The organism is Pseudomonas cichorii (assembly GCF_015471405.1).
Taxonomy (GTDB): domain Bacteria; phylum Pseudomonadota; class Gammaproteobacteria; order Pseudomonadales; family Pseudomonadaceae; genus Aquipseudomonas; species Aquipseudomonas serbiensis.
This window is the reverse complement of sequence record NZ_BLVZ01000001.1, coordinates 345,069-361,212: the sequence shown is the minus strand read 5'-3', so window position 1 is coordinate 361,212 and position 16,144 is coordinate 345,069. Positions and strand designations below refer to the sequence as shown.

The 16,144-nt window shown below is 57.6% G+C and carries 12 protein-coding genes; 3 read left to right on the top strand and 9 right to left on the bottom strand.

What is annotated here, in order from left to right; genetic code table 11:
* Positions 1 to 4 precede the first annotated feature (4 nt).
* The 7 genes from tssC to JL015_RS01195 form a co-directional block, all read right to left on the bottom strand.
* Entirely contained in the window at positions 5 to 1,480 is a 1,476-nt protein-coding gene (gene tssC / locus JL015_RS01225; RefSeq protein WP_007934527.1) for a type VI secretion system contractile sheath large subunit, read from the bottom strand.
* Between the two features lie 28 nt (positions 1,481 to 1,508).
* Positions 1,509 to 2,012 (bottom strand): type VI secretion system contractile sheath small subunit, encoded by a 504-nt coding sequence (tssB, locus tag JL015_RS01220; protein ID WP_008073455.1) that lies wholly within the window; start codon positions 2,010 to 2,012, stop codon positions 1,509 to 1,511.
* A 32-nt stretch (positions 2,013 to 2,044) separates the two neighbouring features.
* Positions 2,045 to 3,601, bottom strand: a complete 1,557-nt coding sequence (tssA, locus tag JL015_RS01215) for a type VI secretion system protein TssA (RefSeq protein ID WP_201017090.1) — start codon at positions 3,599 to 3,601, stop codon at positions 2,045 to 2,047.
* Between the two features lie 795 nt (positions 3,602 to 4,396).
* Positions 4,397 to 5,401 carry an SMP-30/gluconolactonase/LRE family protein gene (locus JL015_RS01210; protein ID WP_201017089.1) on the bottom strand — a complete coding sequence of 335 codons (1,005 nt, stop codon included), beginning with the start codon at positions 5,399 to 5,401 and terminating at the stop codon, positions 4,397 to 4,399.
* 72 nt (positions 5,402 to 5,473) lie between these two features.
* The gene (locus tag JL015_RS01205; RefSeq protein WP_307726262.1) at positions 5,474 to 6,970 is read right to left on the bottom strand and encodes an MFS transporter; all 1,497 of its coding nucleotides are present in this window, start codon (positions 6,968 to 6,970) and stop codon (positions 5,474 to 5,476) included.
* A gap of 53 nt (positions 6,971 to 7,023) precedes the next feature.
* On the bottom strand, positions 7,024 to 10,134 hold the full coding sequence (locus tag JL015_RS01200) for an efflux RND transporter permease subunit (protein WP_201017088.1): 3,111 nt from the start codon (positions 10,132 to 10,134) through the stop codon (positions 7,024 to 7,026).
* Entirely contained in the window at positions 10,134 to 11,297 is a 1,164-nt protein-coding gene (locus tag JL015_RS01195) for an efflux RND transporter periplasmic adaptor subunit (protein WP_201017087.1), read from the bottom strand. The genes JL015_RS01200 and JL015_RS01195 overlap by 1 nt, the downstream gene beginning before the upstream one ends.
* A 152-nt stretch (positions 11,298 to 11,449) precedes the next feature.
* On the opposite strand from JL015_RS01195, the gene JL015_RS01190 reads away from it, so the two are divergent.
* Together JL015_RS01190 and JL015_RS01185 are read left to right on the top strand one after the other, a co-directional pair.
* On the top strand, positions 11,450 to 12,151 hold the full coding sequence (locus JL015_RS01190; RefSeq protein ID WP_201017086.1) for a response regulator: 702 nt from the start codon (positions 11,450 to 11,452) through the stop codon (positions 12,149 to 12,151).
* A gap of 53 nt (positions 12,152 to 12,204) precedes the next feature.
* On the top strand, positions 12,205 to 13,515 hold the full coding sequence (locus JL015_RS01185) for an ATP-binding protein (RefSeq protein WP_201017085.1): 1,311 nt from the start codon (positions 12,205 to 12,207) through the stop codon (positions 13,513 to 13,515).
* A 12-nt stretch (positions 13,516 to 13,527) separates the two neighbouring features.
* Here JL015_RS01185 and JL015_RS01180 read toward each other — a convergent pair whose 3' ends face one another.
* Both JL015_RS01180 and JL015_RS01175 read right to left on the bottom strand, forming a co-directional pair.
* Positions 13,528 to 14,958: a diaminobutyrate--2-oxoglutarate transaminase gene (locus JL015_RS01180; protein ID WP_201017084.1), complete on the bottom strand. Its 1,431-nt coding sequence runs from the start codon at positions 14,956 to 14,958 to the stop codon at positions 13,528 to 13,530.
* A 37-nt stretch (positions 14,959 to 14,995) separates the two neighbouring features.
* A complete protein-coding gene (locus JL015_RS01175; RefSeq protein ID WP_201017083.1) occupies positions 14,996 to 15,211 on the bottom strand; it encodes an MbtH family protein in 216 nt (71 codons plus the stop codon).
* A 204-nt stretch (positions 15,212 to 15,415) separates the two neighbouring features.
* On the opposite strand from JL015_RS01175, the gene fhuF reads away from it, so the two are divergent.
* A complete protein-coding gene (gene fhuF / locus JL015_RS01170) occupies positions 15,416 to 16,144 on the top strand; it encodes a siderophore-iron reductase FhuF (RefSeq protein WP_201017082.1) in 729 nt (242 codons plus the stop codon).

The following is a 16,144-nucleotide window of genomic DNA, read 5'->3' as shown; positions in this document are numbered from 1 at the left end:
CTCCTTACTCTTTGTCCAGCTTGCCAACCAGCGACAGGGTGAAATCTGCACCCATGTACTTGAAGTGCGGGCGCACGTTCAGGCTGACGCGGTACCAGCCTGGCTCGCCTTCTACATCGCTGACGATGATCTGGGCAGCGCGCAGAGGACGACGGCCACGCACTTCGGCGCTCGGGTTTTCCTGGTCGGCCACGTACTGGCGGATCCACTTGTTGAGTTCCAGCTCAAGGTCGGTGCGCTCTTTCCACGAACCGAGTTGCTCGCGCTGCAGCACTTTCAGGTAGTGAGCCAGGCGGTTGACGATCATCATGTACGGCAGTTGGGTGCCGAGCTTGTAGTTCAGCTCTGCAGCCTTGCCTTCAGCGCTGATGCCGAAGAACTTCGGCTTCTGTACCGAGCTTGCGGAGAAGAACGCCGCGTTGTCGGAGCCTTTGCGCATGGTCAGGGAGATGAAGCCTTCCTCGGCCAGTTCGTATTCACGACGGTCGCTGACCAGAACCTCGGTAGGAATCTTGGTCTCGATTTCGCCCATGCTTTCGAAATGGTGCAACGGCAGGTCTTCAACAGCACCACCGCTCTGTGGGCCGATGATGTTCGGGCACCAGCGGAATTTGGCGAAGCTGTCGGTCAGCTTGGTGCCGAACGCATAAGCCGTGTTACCCCACAGGTAGTGCTCGTGGCTGTTGGCGACGGTTTCCTTGTACACGAACGACTTGACCGGGTTTTCTTCCGGGTCGTACGGGTTACGCAGCAGGAAGCGCGGCACGGTCAGGCCAACGTAACGGGAGTCTTCCGACTGGCGGAAGCTCTGCCATTTGGCGAATTGCGGGCCCTCGAAGTGATCTTTCAGATCCTTCAGGTCCGGCAGACCGGTGAAGCTTTCCAGGCCGAAGAATTTCGGGCCGGCAGCAGCAATGAACGGTGCGTGGGACATGCAGGCTACGCTGGACACGTACTGCATCAGTTTCACGTCCGGCGAGCTTGGGGACATGTAGTAGTTGGCGATGATCGCACCAACCGGCTGACCACCGAACTGGCCGTATTCAGCGGTGTAGATGTGCTTGTACAGGCCCGACTGCATCACTTCCGGCGAATCTTCGAAGTCGTCCAGCAGGTCGTCCTTGGAGACGTTGAGGATTTCGATCTTGATGTTTTCGCGGAAGTTGGTGCGGTCGACCAACAGTTGCAGACCACGCCACGACGACTCCAGGGACTGGAAGTCAGGGTGGTGCAGGATTTCGTCCATCTGGCGGCTGAGCTTGGCATCGATCTCGGCGATCATGCGGTCGACCATGGCCTTCTTGACCGGCTCGCCGTTGTTCTGCGGTTTGAGCAGTTCTTCGATGAAGGCCGATACGCCGCGCTTGGCGATGTCGTAGGCTTCGTCGTCCGGTGTCAGACGGGTTTCAGCGATGATGCTGTCGAGAATGCTGTATTCGCCGCTCTCGTTGCTCTTTTGCTGTGCTGCGCTAGTGCTCATTGTGTTGGCTTCCTTGGCTGATAGGGACTCAGGCGTCAGGTGCTGCGGCGTTCAAGCCCAGCTCACCCAGTACGCGACCGCGGGATTCGTCGTCGGCGAGAACGCCTTCGATGGCTTTGCGGAACGCAGGCGCATTACCCAGCGGGCCTTTGAGGGCCACCAGCGCGTCGCGCAGTTCCATCAGTTTTTTCAGCTCAGGCACTTGCTCGACCAGGCTGGCAGGGTTGAAATCCTTCATCGAATTGACGCGCAGTTTCACGGCCAGCTCTTCAGTGTCGCTTTCTTCCTGAAGACGGTTCGGCACGCTCAATGTCAGACTCAGCTCTTGCTTGGCCAGCACTTCGTCAAACGTCATTTTGTCGATGCTGATCGGCTTGCGATCTTCGATCTTGCGTTCGTCCTTGCGGTGGGTGTAGTCACCGATTGCAAGCAGTTTCAACGGCAGTTCGATCTCTTCCTGTGCACCACCGGTGGCAGGTTTGAAAGTGACGTTGATACGTTCCTTGGGGGCTACCGAGCCTTCTTTGGCCATGGCTTTTCTCCGTGCGGTTGTGGCCCTGGGGCCTATTCGAGTACCACTTCGAGGTCGAGGTGGCACAGCCTGCGATAAATCTCTTCCTTGCGTTCACGTACGGCATGGTTCTGCGGTAACAACTCGCAGCAGCTATGCAGCAAATGCAGCACTTCCAGCGCAAGATCGGGCTCCCAGGCGTTCAGGCCTGAGTCCTGTAATGTCTGGTCCAGAGTTTCGAGTTGAGTCCTGGCCAGCTCGTATTTCTTGGCCATGAAACACAACCGGGCGAGCGCGAACTGCCAGAAAAACCGGACACGTCCGCCATTGGCGCTTTGCAAACCCTGTTTGAGAATCTGTACAGCGGCCTTGAGGCCTTCCTTGCGCAAAACCGGCATGACTTCTTCGAGGGCCAGTTCCCAGGCCGGCTGGGTATCGGCAACTTCAACCTTGCGCGGCGCACTGGCAGTCTGCAGGTGCGGCATGACGTTGGCGTTAATCCAGGCGCGAGTGCTCGGGTCGGCAAACGGTGCGCCATCGTGGAAACGCAACTCGATAATGCCGGGCAGGCGCTGAATCAACAGTGCGAAATGGATTTCCACTTCGCGCATTGCCAGTTCGGCGTTCAACGCCTGCAAACACTCCCAGACCATCCGCTGGCCATCGAACCAGAATGGCGCCTTGGTCAGGCTTGCCTCCAGCTCTACCAGCAGGTCTGCGTATTTGCCCTGATCGTAACGATCCTGATAGGCCTTGAGCTTGTCCGCAGGCAGGCCACGCAGGGCTGTGATCTGCTCGGCATTGCGCTCAGGAACCGCGTCGATCGGCAACCACAACAGTGTGCGGCTGAGGCGCAAGGCGCGCAGATCGCTGGCTTTCTGCTTGAGCCACCAGGCACACAGCGGACGTGCGTTTTCCTGCAGGGCACGCAGGGCCTTGTGCGCCTCTTTCTCGTTGTCAATCGGCGCGCCAGGAGTAAACAGTTGCGTAGCCGCCTGCTTGACCTGCGCCACAGCGGCACCCACAACGCCAGGCTCTGGCTGGTTGTCGGCGGCGCGCTGGACCATGCCTTTCAGGCGGCGGGAAAGTGGTAGCAGCAGCGGAGCATCGTCGCCCAGATGCTGGGTGCATGCAGCGTCAAGGCCTTCAAGGTGCTCGACCAGGCGGCGGAACAGCGGCAGCTGTTCCTTGATGGCGACGTTTTCGTTCAGTACCTGCTCAAGGCGTGACACCAGCCAACTGATTGCAGCAGAACGGGTCCGGGCCTTGCTCGGATAAACCTCGGCCCAATAACTCTCACAAAGATGGTGTAAAAGCCCAAGCCCGGCCAACAAACCCTGGAAGGACTCACGCTGGTAAAGAGCCCATGTCAGCCAGGCACCCACCCGCAGATCCTTGGACTGGGTACGAAGGAGAGCTTCACTGTTTTCGCGAATTTTCAGCCAGTCGATCTGACCGCTTTCGTGCATGGACTGGGCTTTGTTCAGCTCACTTTCCAAAGCCTCATACTCGCTCGAAAAGCGAACGTCCTCGCCCGCAAAACTTTCGGCCGAGACCGGGGCTTTTGCGAGTTCAAGGTAATGAGCTGAAAGCTTACTTGAGTAGGACATCCATGACCTTCAATTACGATCACATCCAGTATGGCCATCAGTATTGCAATGGCATAAGACAATACGAAGTGGTGGCGAACCCCTGTTCTAATTGAGAATCGCACCCTCCGAGGGCGTGGATCTTACTCACGGTGATGGCCACTAGCAAGTACTTAAACACTAAGACGAAACTTCTTTAGTTTTTGTATGAATTTTCTTAAATTACGAGAACTAATGATATCAATATGATGTCTTAAATAGGTTGTTCAGGCAGGAGTCCGCGAGATAGAGCTATGCGCAACCAAAGACGGCTTGTCGCAGGCATGTAGCAAAAACAAGCCTTTAGGGGGGAGGATTGCATCTAAAGTGATGGCAATGAGCAATCATGCGGCTGCATGGAAAGAGGCTGTCTCGTTGCGTGTAATTATTATCCATGTCCGTGGGAACTATTGATGTGAACATGCTGTCTTGGCGCACAAGTCGCCTGATCGAAGAGCTGCTGAAATAAGGGGTAACATGTATCTCTAAGGGGAACCCCTAGCGACTACATAAGAATGGATGGTAATGAAAAGATCACAACAGGAGTTACCCGCGGATCTGTAAGGGATTTGCGAAGTGCATCTGCTTATAGTCTGCGCGATAGTCACTAGTATATGTCATATAGCCATCACTTGGCGCGTAATACATTCCAGAACTCGATATTCATCCGGGATTGCGGGTAGAGGATGGTGCTTGCCCCGACGCAGAACAATGTTTTATCCAAAGTCCGTCAACGGCAAGGCAAAGAGTCAAACCCTGCCCGTCGACGAACCAGGGTTACTCCTGACCTCCTCCAATCAGCGTCTGCACCCTCAAGACCTTGTTGCCCGCCGTCACGTAAGCCCAGTGCTGTGAACCCGTAGAGCAGAATGCAAGGTTGCCGGTATCCTCGGCCGCCACCCGCAGTTTCCCGAGCAACTCGCCTTTTGGCGAATACACCTGAATGCCTTCTTTACTGCTGCTCCAGACATTGCCCTTGGCGTCGACCTTGAGGCCGTCGGGGATGCCCGGCGTGATTTCGGTAAATGTCCGGCCATTGCTCAGTGCGCCATTGTGAACCTGATAGACCAGCACCTTATGGGCCAGTTTTGGGTTCTTGAAGTCATGGGCCAGTTGCGAGTCGGCCACATACAGCAGGCTTTGGTCAGGCGAAAAGGCCAGGCCATTGGGTGAATGAAGGCCAGGTGTCTTGAGCCGGGTCAGTTCCTTGAGCTGCGGGTTATAGCGATACAGGTACTCGCCGCCCTGCTCCGGTTTTCCTCCGTAACTCTCTGCCTTGTTCAACACGCCAAAGGTCGGATCGCTGAACCAGATATGGCCGCTCTTGTCGACGACGACATCGTTCGGACTGTTAAGGCGTTTACCCCGATATCTCTGGACCAGGGTATGCCACTTGCCATCCTTTTCCTGGCGCACGATTGCACGCTCGCCGTGGGAGGCAGCAACCACGCGGCCCTCGGCATCCAGAGCACGGCCATTCTGATAATGGGCAGGATCCAGCAAGGTCGTGACGCCGTTTTTCTCGTCCCAGCTCATGACCTTGTTCGCCTTGACGTCACTCCATAGCAGGCCACCGTCGGGCAGGCATAGCGGACCTTCTGCCCACTTTGCACCATCGGTGAGTGTTTCTACCTTCGCATCGGGCGCAACAAGTGTGGAAAACGCAGGGTTAGTGGCGACTACCGTGATGGGCGAAGCTGCGTCCGCTGCAAGGATATGGTTGGCTGTCAGGAGTGAGCTGCCCAATAGCAACAGGGATGCTTTCTTTCGTAATTGCCGCATATTCCGTCCTATATGAAGATACGTACGAGACGGGTTTGACGGTAATCGGCAGCCGAAGTTTATTCGCGATACTCACTGATTGCGTAACAGGTTCCAGACCACGATGCTCACCAGACCGATCAGGGCGGCAGCCGCGAGCAGAACCAGGCTGTGTGACGCACTGAAAGCTTCCTGACCAGCCAGAACGAGTTGCTGTGCCTGATGCCCGCCCACCGCCTTCGCCGCCATCATCGTTTCGCCTATCGAGCGCCCTGCCGTTTCAGCGATATTCAAGGGCAGGTCATCCGGCAGACGAATCGATCGTTCGTAGCTGGACGTCAGGAGAATCCCGAACACAGTGATCCCCAGGCCTGAGCCCAGGTCATAACTTGTGGCCTCCAGAGCTCCGGCTGAGCCGGCTTTCTCGACCGGTGTGTGACTCATGATTGCGACTGAGGAAGCCGTCATGCCAACGCTGAGTGCCAGCCCGAGTGCCACCAGTGTAAAAACGACAACCACCCCGCCGCTGCCCAGGTTGGCAAGCGCCAGCCCCACCAGAGATACAGCAGAAATCAACAGAGACAAACTCGCCACCTGCCTCAACCCGATCGCCTGAAGCAGCATGCCCGCAAGCGGCCCACCGATAGCGGAACCGATCATCAGGGGCAGCATGAAAATACCGGCCTCCAGTGGCGTTTGCCCAAGGACGAATTGCAGTTCCTGAGCAAGCATCAGCTCTACCCCGGCAAGCGCTCCCATGACTACCAGTGACATGACAACGCCTGCGCTGATCTGCGGGACAGAAAACAGGCTCAAATCGAGCATCGGATCGGGCGAACGAAGCTGCTTATGTGCAAACCAAAGCAGCATCAGGATGCCAAATGCAATAAAGATGATCGTCATCGGCAGGGAACTGCCTGTCCTGAAGCCCGATTTCAGGCCATATACCGTTGCCATGATGCCGAGGATAAGAATCAGGGCCTGCTCTATCGGCCACTTTCCGGGACCACCTGCCGATAGCAGACGCACAGGGATATAGGCCTTTACCAGAGGAATGACAAAAAGCATCACTGGCACGTTTATCAGAAATACCGCGCCCCACCAGAAATGCTCAAGCAGCGCCCCGCCAGCCAGCGGTCCCAGGGCAGCCCCTGCAGAAGCAACCGCGCCCCAGATGCCCAGCGCCATGGCTCGCTCGCCTTCATCCTCGAAAGTCTGTCGAACGATAGCAAGGGTGCATGGCATGACCATGGCAGCTCCAAAGGCCATGAAGGCACGCGCCCCGATCAGGGCCTCGGCGCTCGGAGCAAAGGCCGCAAGAACCGACCCTGTACAAAAGATGCCAAGCCCCAGTATCAACATGCGCCGATGACCGACTCTGTCGGCAAGCGTGCCCATGGGAATCAGCAGGCTGGCCATCAACAGCGGATAAATGTCGATGATCCACAGGACCTCTGTACCGGTTGCCTGCAAGGCCATGGACAGCGAGGGGACTGCCACATGAAGAATGGTCAGATCCAGTACGATCGGCAGAAAAGCCATCATGACCGCCAGCAGTACCAGCCAGCGATTTAAAGTTCTACCAGGCAAGACGGATCATCCTTTTTCAATACAGAACCACGAAAAAACACCCTGTCGCCCCGTTACTCTTCGCAAGCCGAACCTCGCCGGCTTCTCTCGCGCATCCCCATGATCAGAACGAAAAACACGGGTACGAAAAGTACTGCCAGCGTTGCGGTGACCATGCCGCCCATTACGCCGGTCCCTATTGCCTGCTGACTTGCCGAGCTGGCCCCCGAGGCGAACACCAGCGGGACAACACCGAAAATAAACGCCAGGGACGTCATTACGATGGGGCGCAGACGCAGACGAGCAGCACGAACACTCGCCTCGACCCTGCTCATGCCTTGAGCATGCAGACTGGTAGCGAACTCAATGATCAGGATGGCGTTCTTTGCAGAGAGCCCGATGATGGTGATCAGCCCGACCTTGAAGAACACGTCATTGGGCATGCCGCGTAAAGTGACCGCCAACACTGCGCCGATAATGCCAAGAGGCACTACCATCAAGACTGCCGCAGGAATCGCCCAGCTTTCATAAAGCGCCGCCAGGCACAGAAACACCACCAGCATCGAAAGCCCGAGCAGCAGCGGCACCTGGCCGCCGGATATGCGCTCCTGCAATGAAAGCCCTGTCCACTGCAAGGCAAAGCCTGTGGACAGCCCCGAAGCCAGACGCTCCATTTCCTCCATCGCCTCACCGGTACTGTGCCCCGGCGAAGGCTCACCGGACAGGCTGACCGCTTGATAGCCGTTGTATCGAGTGAGCTGAGCCGGCCCTCGTGTCCAGTGGATGCTGGCGAATGCCGAAACAGGCACCATGCGTCCCTGACGGTTTTTGACTTCAAGGCGCAAGAGGTCTTCAACCTGTTGCCGGCGGTCGCCCTGGCTCTGCACGATCACTTGCTGCATACGCCCAAGATTCGGGAAGTCATTGACGTAGGCTGAACCCAGCGAGGTCGACAGCACGCTGGCGATATCCGAGAACGAAATGCCCATGGCATGAGCTTGCTGGCGGTCCACTTCGATATTGACCTGCGGGGTTTCCGCCAGGGACGCTTCGCGCACGTTTTGCAGGATCGGACTTTCGCTGGCTTTGCTCAGCAGTTCATCACGGGCTTGCCGCAATGCGTCATGGCCTTGTGAGCCACGATCCTGCAGCCACACTTCAAAACCACCAGATGTGCCCAGCCCTTCGACAGGCGGCGGCAGCAGACTGAATACCATGGCGTCCTTGAAACCGGAAAACACGGCACTGGCCCGATCGGCAATGGATTGAGCAGAGTCCTGTGCAGCCCGCTGCGACCAGTCTTTCAAAGTGGTAAAAGCAAGTGCGGCATTCTGCCCGCTCCCGGAAAAGCTGAAGCCGAGAATCATCACGGTATTGGTAATGCCTGTTTCCTGCGCATTGTGTGCTTCGATCTGTCTGGCCACTTCAATGGTACGTTGCTGGCTGGCCCCTGGCGGCAATTGAATATCGGTGATGGTATAGCCCTGATCCTCCACCGGCAGGAACGAGGATGGCAGGCGGACAAACAGCAATCCCATGATGCCTGTCAGCAACAGAAAGATGACCATATAGCGTCCAATGCGGCCTACCGATTTGCTTACCAGATTTTCGTAGCCCTGACTGGCTTGCTCGAAGCGCCGGTTGAACCAGCCGAAAAAACCGTTCTTCTCGTGATGTGAGTTCGCAGGTATCGGCTTGAGCATCGTGGCGCACAGAGCCGGTGTCAGGCTCAGGGCCAGAAACGCCGAAAACACGATGGCAACGGCCATGGAAATCGAGAACTGCTGATAGATCACTCCGACCGAGCCCGGCATGAATGCCATGGGAATGAATACGGCTGTCAGTACCAGGGTTATTCCGATGATGGCGCTACTGATTTCCTCCATGGCTTTGCGAGTAGCCTGCCTGGGTGACAATCCTTCCTGGGCCATCAGCCGCTCGACGTTTTCCACCACCACAATGGCATCGTCCACCAGAATGCCGATTGCCAGGACCATGCCGAACAGCGTCAGCACATTGATTGAAAAGCCGAGCAAGAACATCACGGCGAATGTCCCCATCAAGGCGACGGGCACTACAAGAGCAGGGATCAGGGTGTAGCGGATGTTCTGCAGGAACACGAACATCACGATGAACACCAGCACCATGGCTTCGATCAAGGTGTGAATGACCTTGGTGATCGATACCTTGACGAAAGGCGACGTGTCGTAAGGAACGTCGTATTTCACCCCGGCCGGAAAATAACGCGAAAGCTCGTCGAGCTTTTCCCTTACCAGGTTCGCAGTACTCATCGCGTTGGCTGCCGGCGCCAGTTGTACGCCCACGGCAACCGACGCCTTACCATCCAGGCGGGTGGCGAAATTGTAGCTCTGGGCTCCAACCTCGACCCGTGCCACATCGCCAACAGTCACGCTGGAGCCGTTGGCGTTCGCCTTGAGAACAATGGCGGCAAACTCCTGCGGCGTACTCAATTGCCCCTTGACCATGACGGTTGCGGTCAGATCCTGATCCGCCGATGACGGCAAGTCGCCAATACTGCCAGCCGCGACCTGAATGTTCTGCTCGGCAATGGCCTGGCTGACATCGGATGGAGTCAGATTGAAAGCGACCAGTTTCTGCGGATCGATCCAGATCCGCATGGCACGTTCTGAACCGAACAACTGGGCCTTGCCCACACCATTCAAGCGCTTCAGTTCGTTGACCACGTTGCGCGTCAAGTAATCGCTGAGCGCAATTTCGTCGAGACGACCGTCCGTTGAAGTCAGCGTGGCGATCATCAGGAATCCGGCAGAGATCTCTTCAAGCTGAAGGCCTTGCTGGCTCACCGCCCGCGGCAGACGCGGCTCGATGACTTTCAGCCGGTTCTGCACATCGACCTTGGCCAGCTCGGGATTGGTGCCCGGCTGGAACGTAATGGTCATGGTTGCCGTGCCCTGGCTGCTGCTGGAGCTGAAATACAGCAAGTGATTGACACCGTTCAGTTCTTGCTCGATCAGGCTCACCACGCTTTCATCGATGGTATTGGCAGACGCGCCGGGATAAGTGGCGGTCAACTCGATTTGCGGTGGCGCAACGCTGGGGTACTGGGCCACAGGCAGCTTAGGTATGGCAAGCAAGCCGGCCAGCACAATGAACAGCGCAATGACCCAGGCAAACACAGGCCGGTCGATAAAAAACGGCGCCATTACTTCTGCTCCTGAGCCAGGGCTTGAGAGCCCTCTTCTTCTGCCGTCACTGTGATACCCGGCTGCACGTGTTGCAGGCCGGAAACGATGACTCGATCACCGGCATCGAGGCCGCTCTTCACGATCCAGCGCTTGTGCTGCACAACTCCCGGTTCAATTGCCCGCTCCTGTACCTTGCCTTGCGCATCGACAATCAATACCAGTGCCTTGCCTGCTGCGTCGCGTTGCACTGCACGCTGTGGCACCGTAATACCTTGTGCCACGCGAGCCTGATCAAGCTGCACAGTGATGAAACTGCCAGGCAATAGCTCGTTTTGCGGGTTGGGAAACTCGCTGCGCAGGGTGACCTGGCCAGTGCCTTGATCCACCGTCAGGTCGGAAAACAGCAACTTCCCCTTGTACGGATACGGGCTGCCATCGTCCTGAATGAGTGTCGCGGTAATCTGTCCCGCTTCAAGCTGCTGCAACTGCCCTTGCAGCAGCGAGCGGCGCAGGTCACTGATCTGTCGTGTGGACTGGTTGATATCGGCATAAAGGGGCTGCAACTGCTGGATGGTTGCCAATGCGGTGGCATCACCCTGCCCGACCAATGCGCCTTCGGTGACCTGAGCCTTGCCGATGCGTCCCGAAATGGGCGCAGTGACTGTTGCGTAATCCAGGTTGAGACGGGCGCGCTTGAGTGCCGCCCGGGTCGATGCCACATCGGCCTGGGCCTGCAGGAAGCTGGCGCGAGCGTTTTCGGCGTCCTGACGACTGACAGCGCTGATCTTTGTCAGCTCTGTATAGCGTTCGGCTTGCAAGCGAGCCTGATACTCCGTCGCTTGTGCCTTGCGCAAGGCCGCTTCGGCGCTTTCGACATCCGCCTGAAAAGGCGCCGGATCAATGCGAAAAAGAACATCGCCCTGCCGGACTTCCGTACCCTCGCGATAAACCCGTTGCAGCACGATCCCGGCTACCCGCGCACGGACCTCGGCAATACGCGGCGAAACCAGACGCCCATTGAGTTCTGTCGTGATGGTCAGAGGTTGCGTCCTGACCGTTTCCACACTCACATGCGGTGGCGGCACCTCTTGCTGTGCAGTGGGTTTGCCGCAGGCAGCCAGCGCAGCAAGTCCGGCACACAACATCAATCGGTTTGGATCGAGACGCAATAAAGACGGCATTGTGGCGTTCCCCGTGAAGATCGCGCCATGCTAAAGACTGCGTCCAGAACGCATGTAAACAAGTGTTGGAAAGATGTGAAGAAGTGTTAAGGCATTGCGCGTATCCGGCAGGCCTTGGTTATGCTGTCCCCTTCGCAGAAATGGTCTGAACAATGCCCAGAATTATGCTCGTCGAGGACGACAGCGCGCTGGCGGAGCTGATTGCCAGCTATCTCCAGCGCTTCGAGTACGACGTCACGGTCATCAACCGCGGTGATCGCGCGCTTGAAGGCATGCACCGGTTGCGTCCCGACCTGGTCATCCTCGACCTGATGCTGCCGGGGCTCGATGGTTTGCATGTGTGCAGGCAACTAAGGGATGAAAGCCCTGCATTGCCCATCATCATGCTGACGGCCAGGGACAAGAGCGACGACCAGATTCTCGGCCTGGAAACCGGCGCCGATGATTACGTTGCCAAACCCTGCGAACCCCGAGTGCTTCTGGCACGGATTCGCACGCTGCTGCGCCGCAGCCTGTCTGCCGAGCCTCGTCACGACGCCCAGCAGATCGTCCTGGGGCAACTGCTGATCGATCTGAGCGAACGCCAAGTGCAATGGCGCCACCAGGACGTCGAGCTTTCCTCCGGGGAATACAATCTGTTACTGGTGCTGGCCAGTCACGCGGGTGAAGTCTTGAGTCGCGATCAGTTGATCCAGCAGTTGCGCGGCATTGAATTCAACGGTATCGACCGCTCGGTCGATGTGGCGATTTCCAAATTGCGGCGCAAATTCGAAGACAATCCTGCCGAGCCCCGCAGGATCAAGACTGTATGGGGTAAGGGCTACTTGTTGAGTCGCTCCGAGTGGGACGAGTGACCGTCTGGTTTCACGAGTTCACCCCGCACTCCTGACAAAAATAATGGATCGCCATGTTCAAGATGCTCGCTCGGCTTTACCTGATCATGCTGGTGACCTATGGCGTCGCGCTGTTTGCGATTCCTGAAGTGGTGCTGAAGTGGTTCAACCAGCAGACCATCACCTACAACCAGGATCAGGCAAAAGGCACGCTGAGCCTGATCAGGAAACGTTTCAATCAGACACCGCGAGCAGACTGGCCAGCCCTTGAAAACGAACTCAGGGCAGATTTTGCCCCGTCTCGCTTAAGGCTTGTCTCGATAACCGATCCCGGCCTGATGGAGCCTGAACGCACGGCACTCAGGCAGGGCCAGAATGCCGTGCGCTCGGATAATTATGGTGAACTGGGCACCGCACTCGCCCTGATCGATCCGGATACGGTGGTCGAGCTGGTAGCGCCCGATGCGCCTGTCGATATCAACATCATGTACTGGATGATCAATATTCTGATCGGTGCCGCATTGCTGGCCTGCCTGCTGGTATGGGTCTGGCCTCACTGGCGCGACCTGCAACGCCTCAAGCGCACTGCAATGATCCTGGGAAGCGGCAATCTGGCGGAGCGAACGCAAATTTCGCCGCGCTCCAACATTGGCGATCTGGCTCAGGTGTTCGACAAGATGGCTCAGGATATCGAAGGCCTGCTCAATCAGCAGCAGGAGCTTTTGAACGCGGTATCCCACGAATTGCGTACTCCGTTGTCGAGGCTGGAGTTCGGCATGGCACTGGTCATGGCCGACCCTCTGGAACCCGAGACCCGGCGACGGATTGAGCAGATGCTTGGTCATGTCCGGGAGCTGGACACTCTGATTGATGAGTTGCTTTCCTATACCCGGCTGAAATCGCCGAACCAGCGCCCTGCGCTGGATGAAATCCCCATGCAGGCGTACCTGGACAGTGTTCTGGGAGGCTTTATAGAGGAACAGGACAGCAAGGGGTTTACCTTGCTGCTGTGTTTTGAAAAGGCGGACGCAGACTTTGCCCTGGACCCTCGCCTCACTGCACGCGCAATACAGAACCTGGTCAGCAATGCCATTCGCTATTGTGAGAAGGTCGTGCGCGTAAGTGCCCGCCTGGAGGCAGGCAACGGTTTCTGGATCAGCGTTGAGGATGACGGTATTGGCATCCCTGTAGCCGAGCAGGCACACATATTTGAGCCGTTCTATCGACTGGATCGAAGTCGTGATCGCATTACAGGAGGGTTTGGCCTGGGGCTGGCGATCAGTCGACAGGCCATTGAATGCCAGGGTGGCACGATAGCCGTCGACTCATCGCCACTGGGAGGCGCAAGGTTTGAGATATTCTTGCCGGCCCCGAAGGCTGGCTAAATCACTGGCGACTCACGCGCTGTGCAAGACTTTTCCTTTAACCTGCGCAATCGCCTTCTCCAAGGCAACCTGAAACACCCCGACCAGCACATCAACTTCTTCGGCCTGAATAATCAATGGAGGCAGGAAGCGCACCACGGCACCGTGGCGTCCGCCCAGCTCCAGGATCACGCCCAGGTGCAGGCATTGACGTTGAATGGCCTGGGCCAGTGCGGTATCCGCTGCCGGCACACGGCTGTCGCCCGGCGTATCGCTGACGATTTCCACGCCGACCATCAGGCCGCGACCGCGCACCTGGCCCAGGCATGGATAGTCGCTCTGCAACTGGCGCAACGAGCTCATCAGGCGTTGGCCCATGACGTCGGCATGCCCCGGCAGGTCTTCGCTGATGATATGGCGCAGGGTCGCAGCGCCCGCCGCCATGGCCATCTGATTGCCTCGGAACGTGCCGGCATGGGAGCCGGGTTTCCAGGTGTCCAGTTCTTCCCGGTAAACCACTACCGACAATGGCAGGCCACCGCCTATGGCTTTGGAAAGCACGAGAATGTCGGGTTCGATGCCCGCATGCTCGAAAGCGAAGAGTTTGCCGGTACGACCTATGCCGGTCTGCACTTCATCGATGATCAGTGCCACGCCATGCTTGCGGGTCAACTGGCGCAGGCCTTGAAGCCAGCGTACCGGCGCGGGAATTACCCCGCCCTCGCCCTGCACGACTTCGACCACGATGGCCGCCGGAGGCAAGACGCCTGACTCCGGATCGCCCAAGAACTGCTCGATGAAATGCAGCCCGGCATCGATACCCGCTTCACCGCCGATGCCGAACGGGCAGCGGTAGTCGTAGGGGTACGGCAGAAACTGCACGTCGGCCATCAGCGAACCCAGCGCCTGTTTTGGCCCAAGATTACCCATCAGGCTCAAGGTGCCCAGGGTCATGCCGTGATAACCGCCGGAGAACGACAGGATCGGTTTACGCCCGGTGGCAATACGCGCCAGTTTCAATGCTGCTTCGATGCCATCAGCACCGGTCGGGCCACAGAACTGAATACGCGCATGGCGGGCAAAGTTTTCCGGCAGCGCGTTGAACAGGTCTTCGACAAAACGATCCTTGACCGGTGTCGTCAGGTCCAGCGTATGCAGTGGCAAACCGGAGTCCAGTGTCTGGCGCATGGCTTCGATGGCGACCGGGTGGTTATGGCCCAGAGCCAGAGTCCCCGCACCCGCCAGGCAGTCCATGAACAATTGGCCTTGGGTGTCGCGTACATAAAGGCCATGCGCTTCTTGCAGGGCCAAGGGAATGCGTCGCGGGTAAGAACGGGCATTCGACTCCCGTGCAGCCTGGCGCTGCAAGTACTCATTGGTGTTCAGTTCACGTGGGGCTTGCTGACGAAACTGTTCCAGTGTGAAGGCAGCACTGGACGCCTGGCGGGGCTGGACGCTTTCCATATTGAATCCCTGAAGTTGAAAATACGGTCGCAGGCGATCAGCCCTGCCCTTGTACCTGCATGGCCTGGCGCAGGCTCAGCGGGCGCATGTCGGTCCAGACTTTCTCGATATAGCTCAGGCATTCTTCCTTGCTGCCCTGAACATCGAGGGTGCGCCAGCCTTCAGGCACACTGCGGTAATCCGGCCAGATCGAGTACTGTTCCTCACTATTGACTACAACCAGAAAGCGCGTATCCGGACTGTCCAGACTCATTGTTTTTCTCCTTGGTAGGTTCTTGATACATTCTCGATACATTACTACGAATGGTAGCAATTCTCATTAATATTTTATTGCCGATGCAGCGTTTTCAGTCGTCGATAGCCAGGATGAACAGTCGCAAGACACTGACACCCTGTTTATACTTCCAGCCCCCTCTGAACGATAACTGCTCTCAACAAGCGGTCCACGGATGAGTCGATGATTCCCAGCCTTGCTCCGCTGTTCACCGGTCCTCTCGCCGACTACGGTGAGAAACTGCAACTGCGCAGCCTTCCACGGGCCGACGTGCCGGGTGACCTGTTTTTCGAGCACGAGCATTTCAGTGCCTTCGTCGATGGCCTGCTGCTGCGCTACAAGACCGATGAACGCCTGGCCCTGGTGTCACTATGGTCCAAGTGGTACTTCAGCACGTTCATGGCTCCGGTCATGGCCACCAGCCTGCTGCAACAATGCGAACTGCCGCTGGCCCTGGCCGATACCGGCTTGCAACTGGGTGACGATTCCAGACCCAAGGCGCTGCATCTGGCCCATGCTGGCAATCCTCTGCCTCCCTGCTCTGCCTTCGAGCGCTTTCATGGCCTGATCGACGGTCATCTGACCCCCGTCATCGAAGCGCTGGTCAGCGTTACCCGCGCATCGCCCCGGTTGTTCTGGAGCAATGCCGGCAATACCTTCGAGTTCGTCACCAGCCGTCTCGACCTGCATCCGCTGGCCAGCCCCCAGAGCACCGCACCGGCCAGGGAGATCCTCACTGCCCGACTGCGCCCTGACGGCCGACGCAATCCGCTGTTCGCCCCCGTGCGCTATCACGATACCGGCGAGAACGAGCCCCTGCGCCTGAGGCGCATCTGCTGCATTCGCTACCGTCTTCCCGGTGTCGGCTATTGCAGCAGTTGCCCTCTGGATGAATGCAGGCAGCAGGACTGA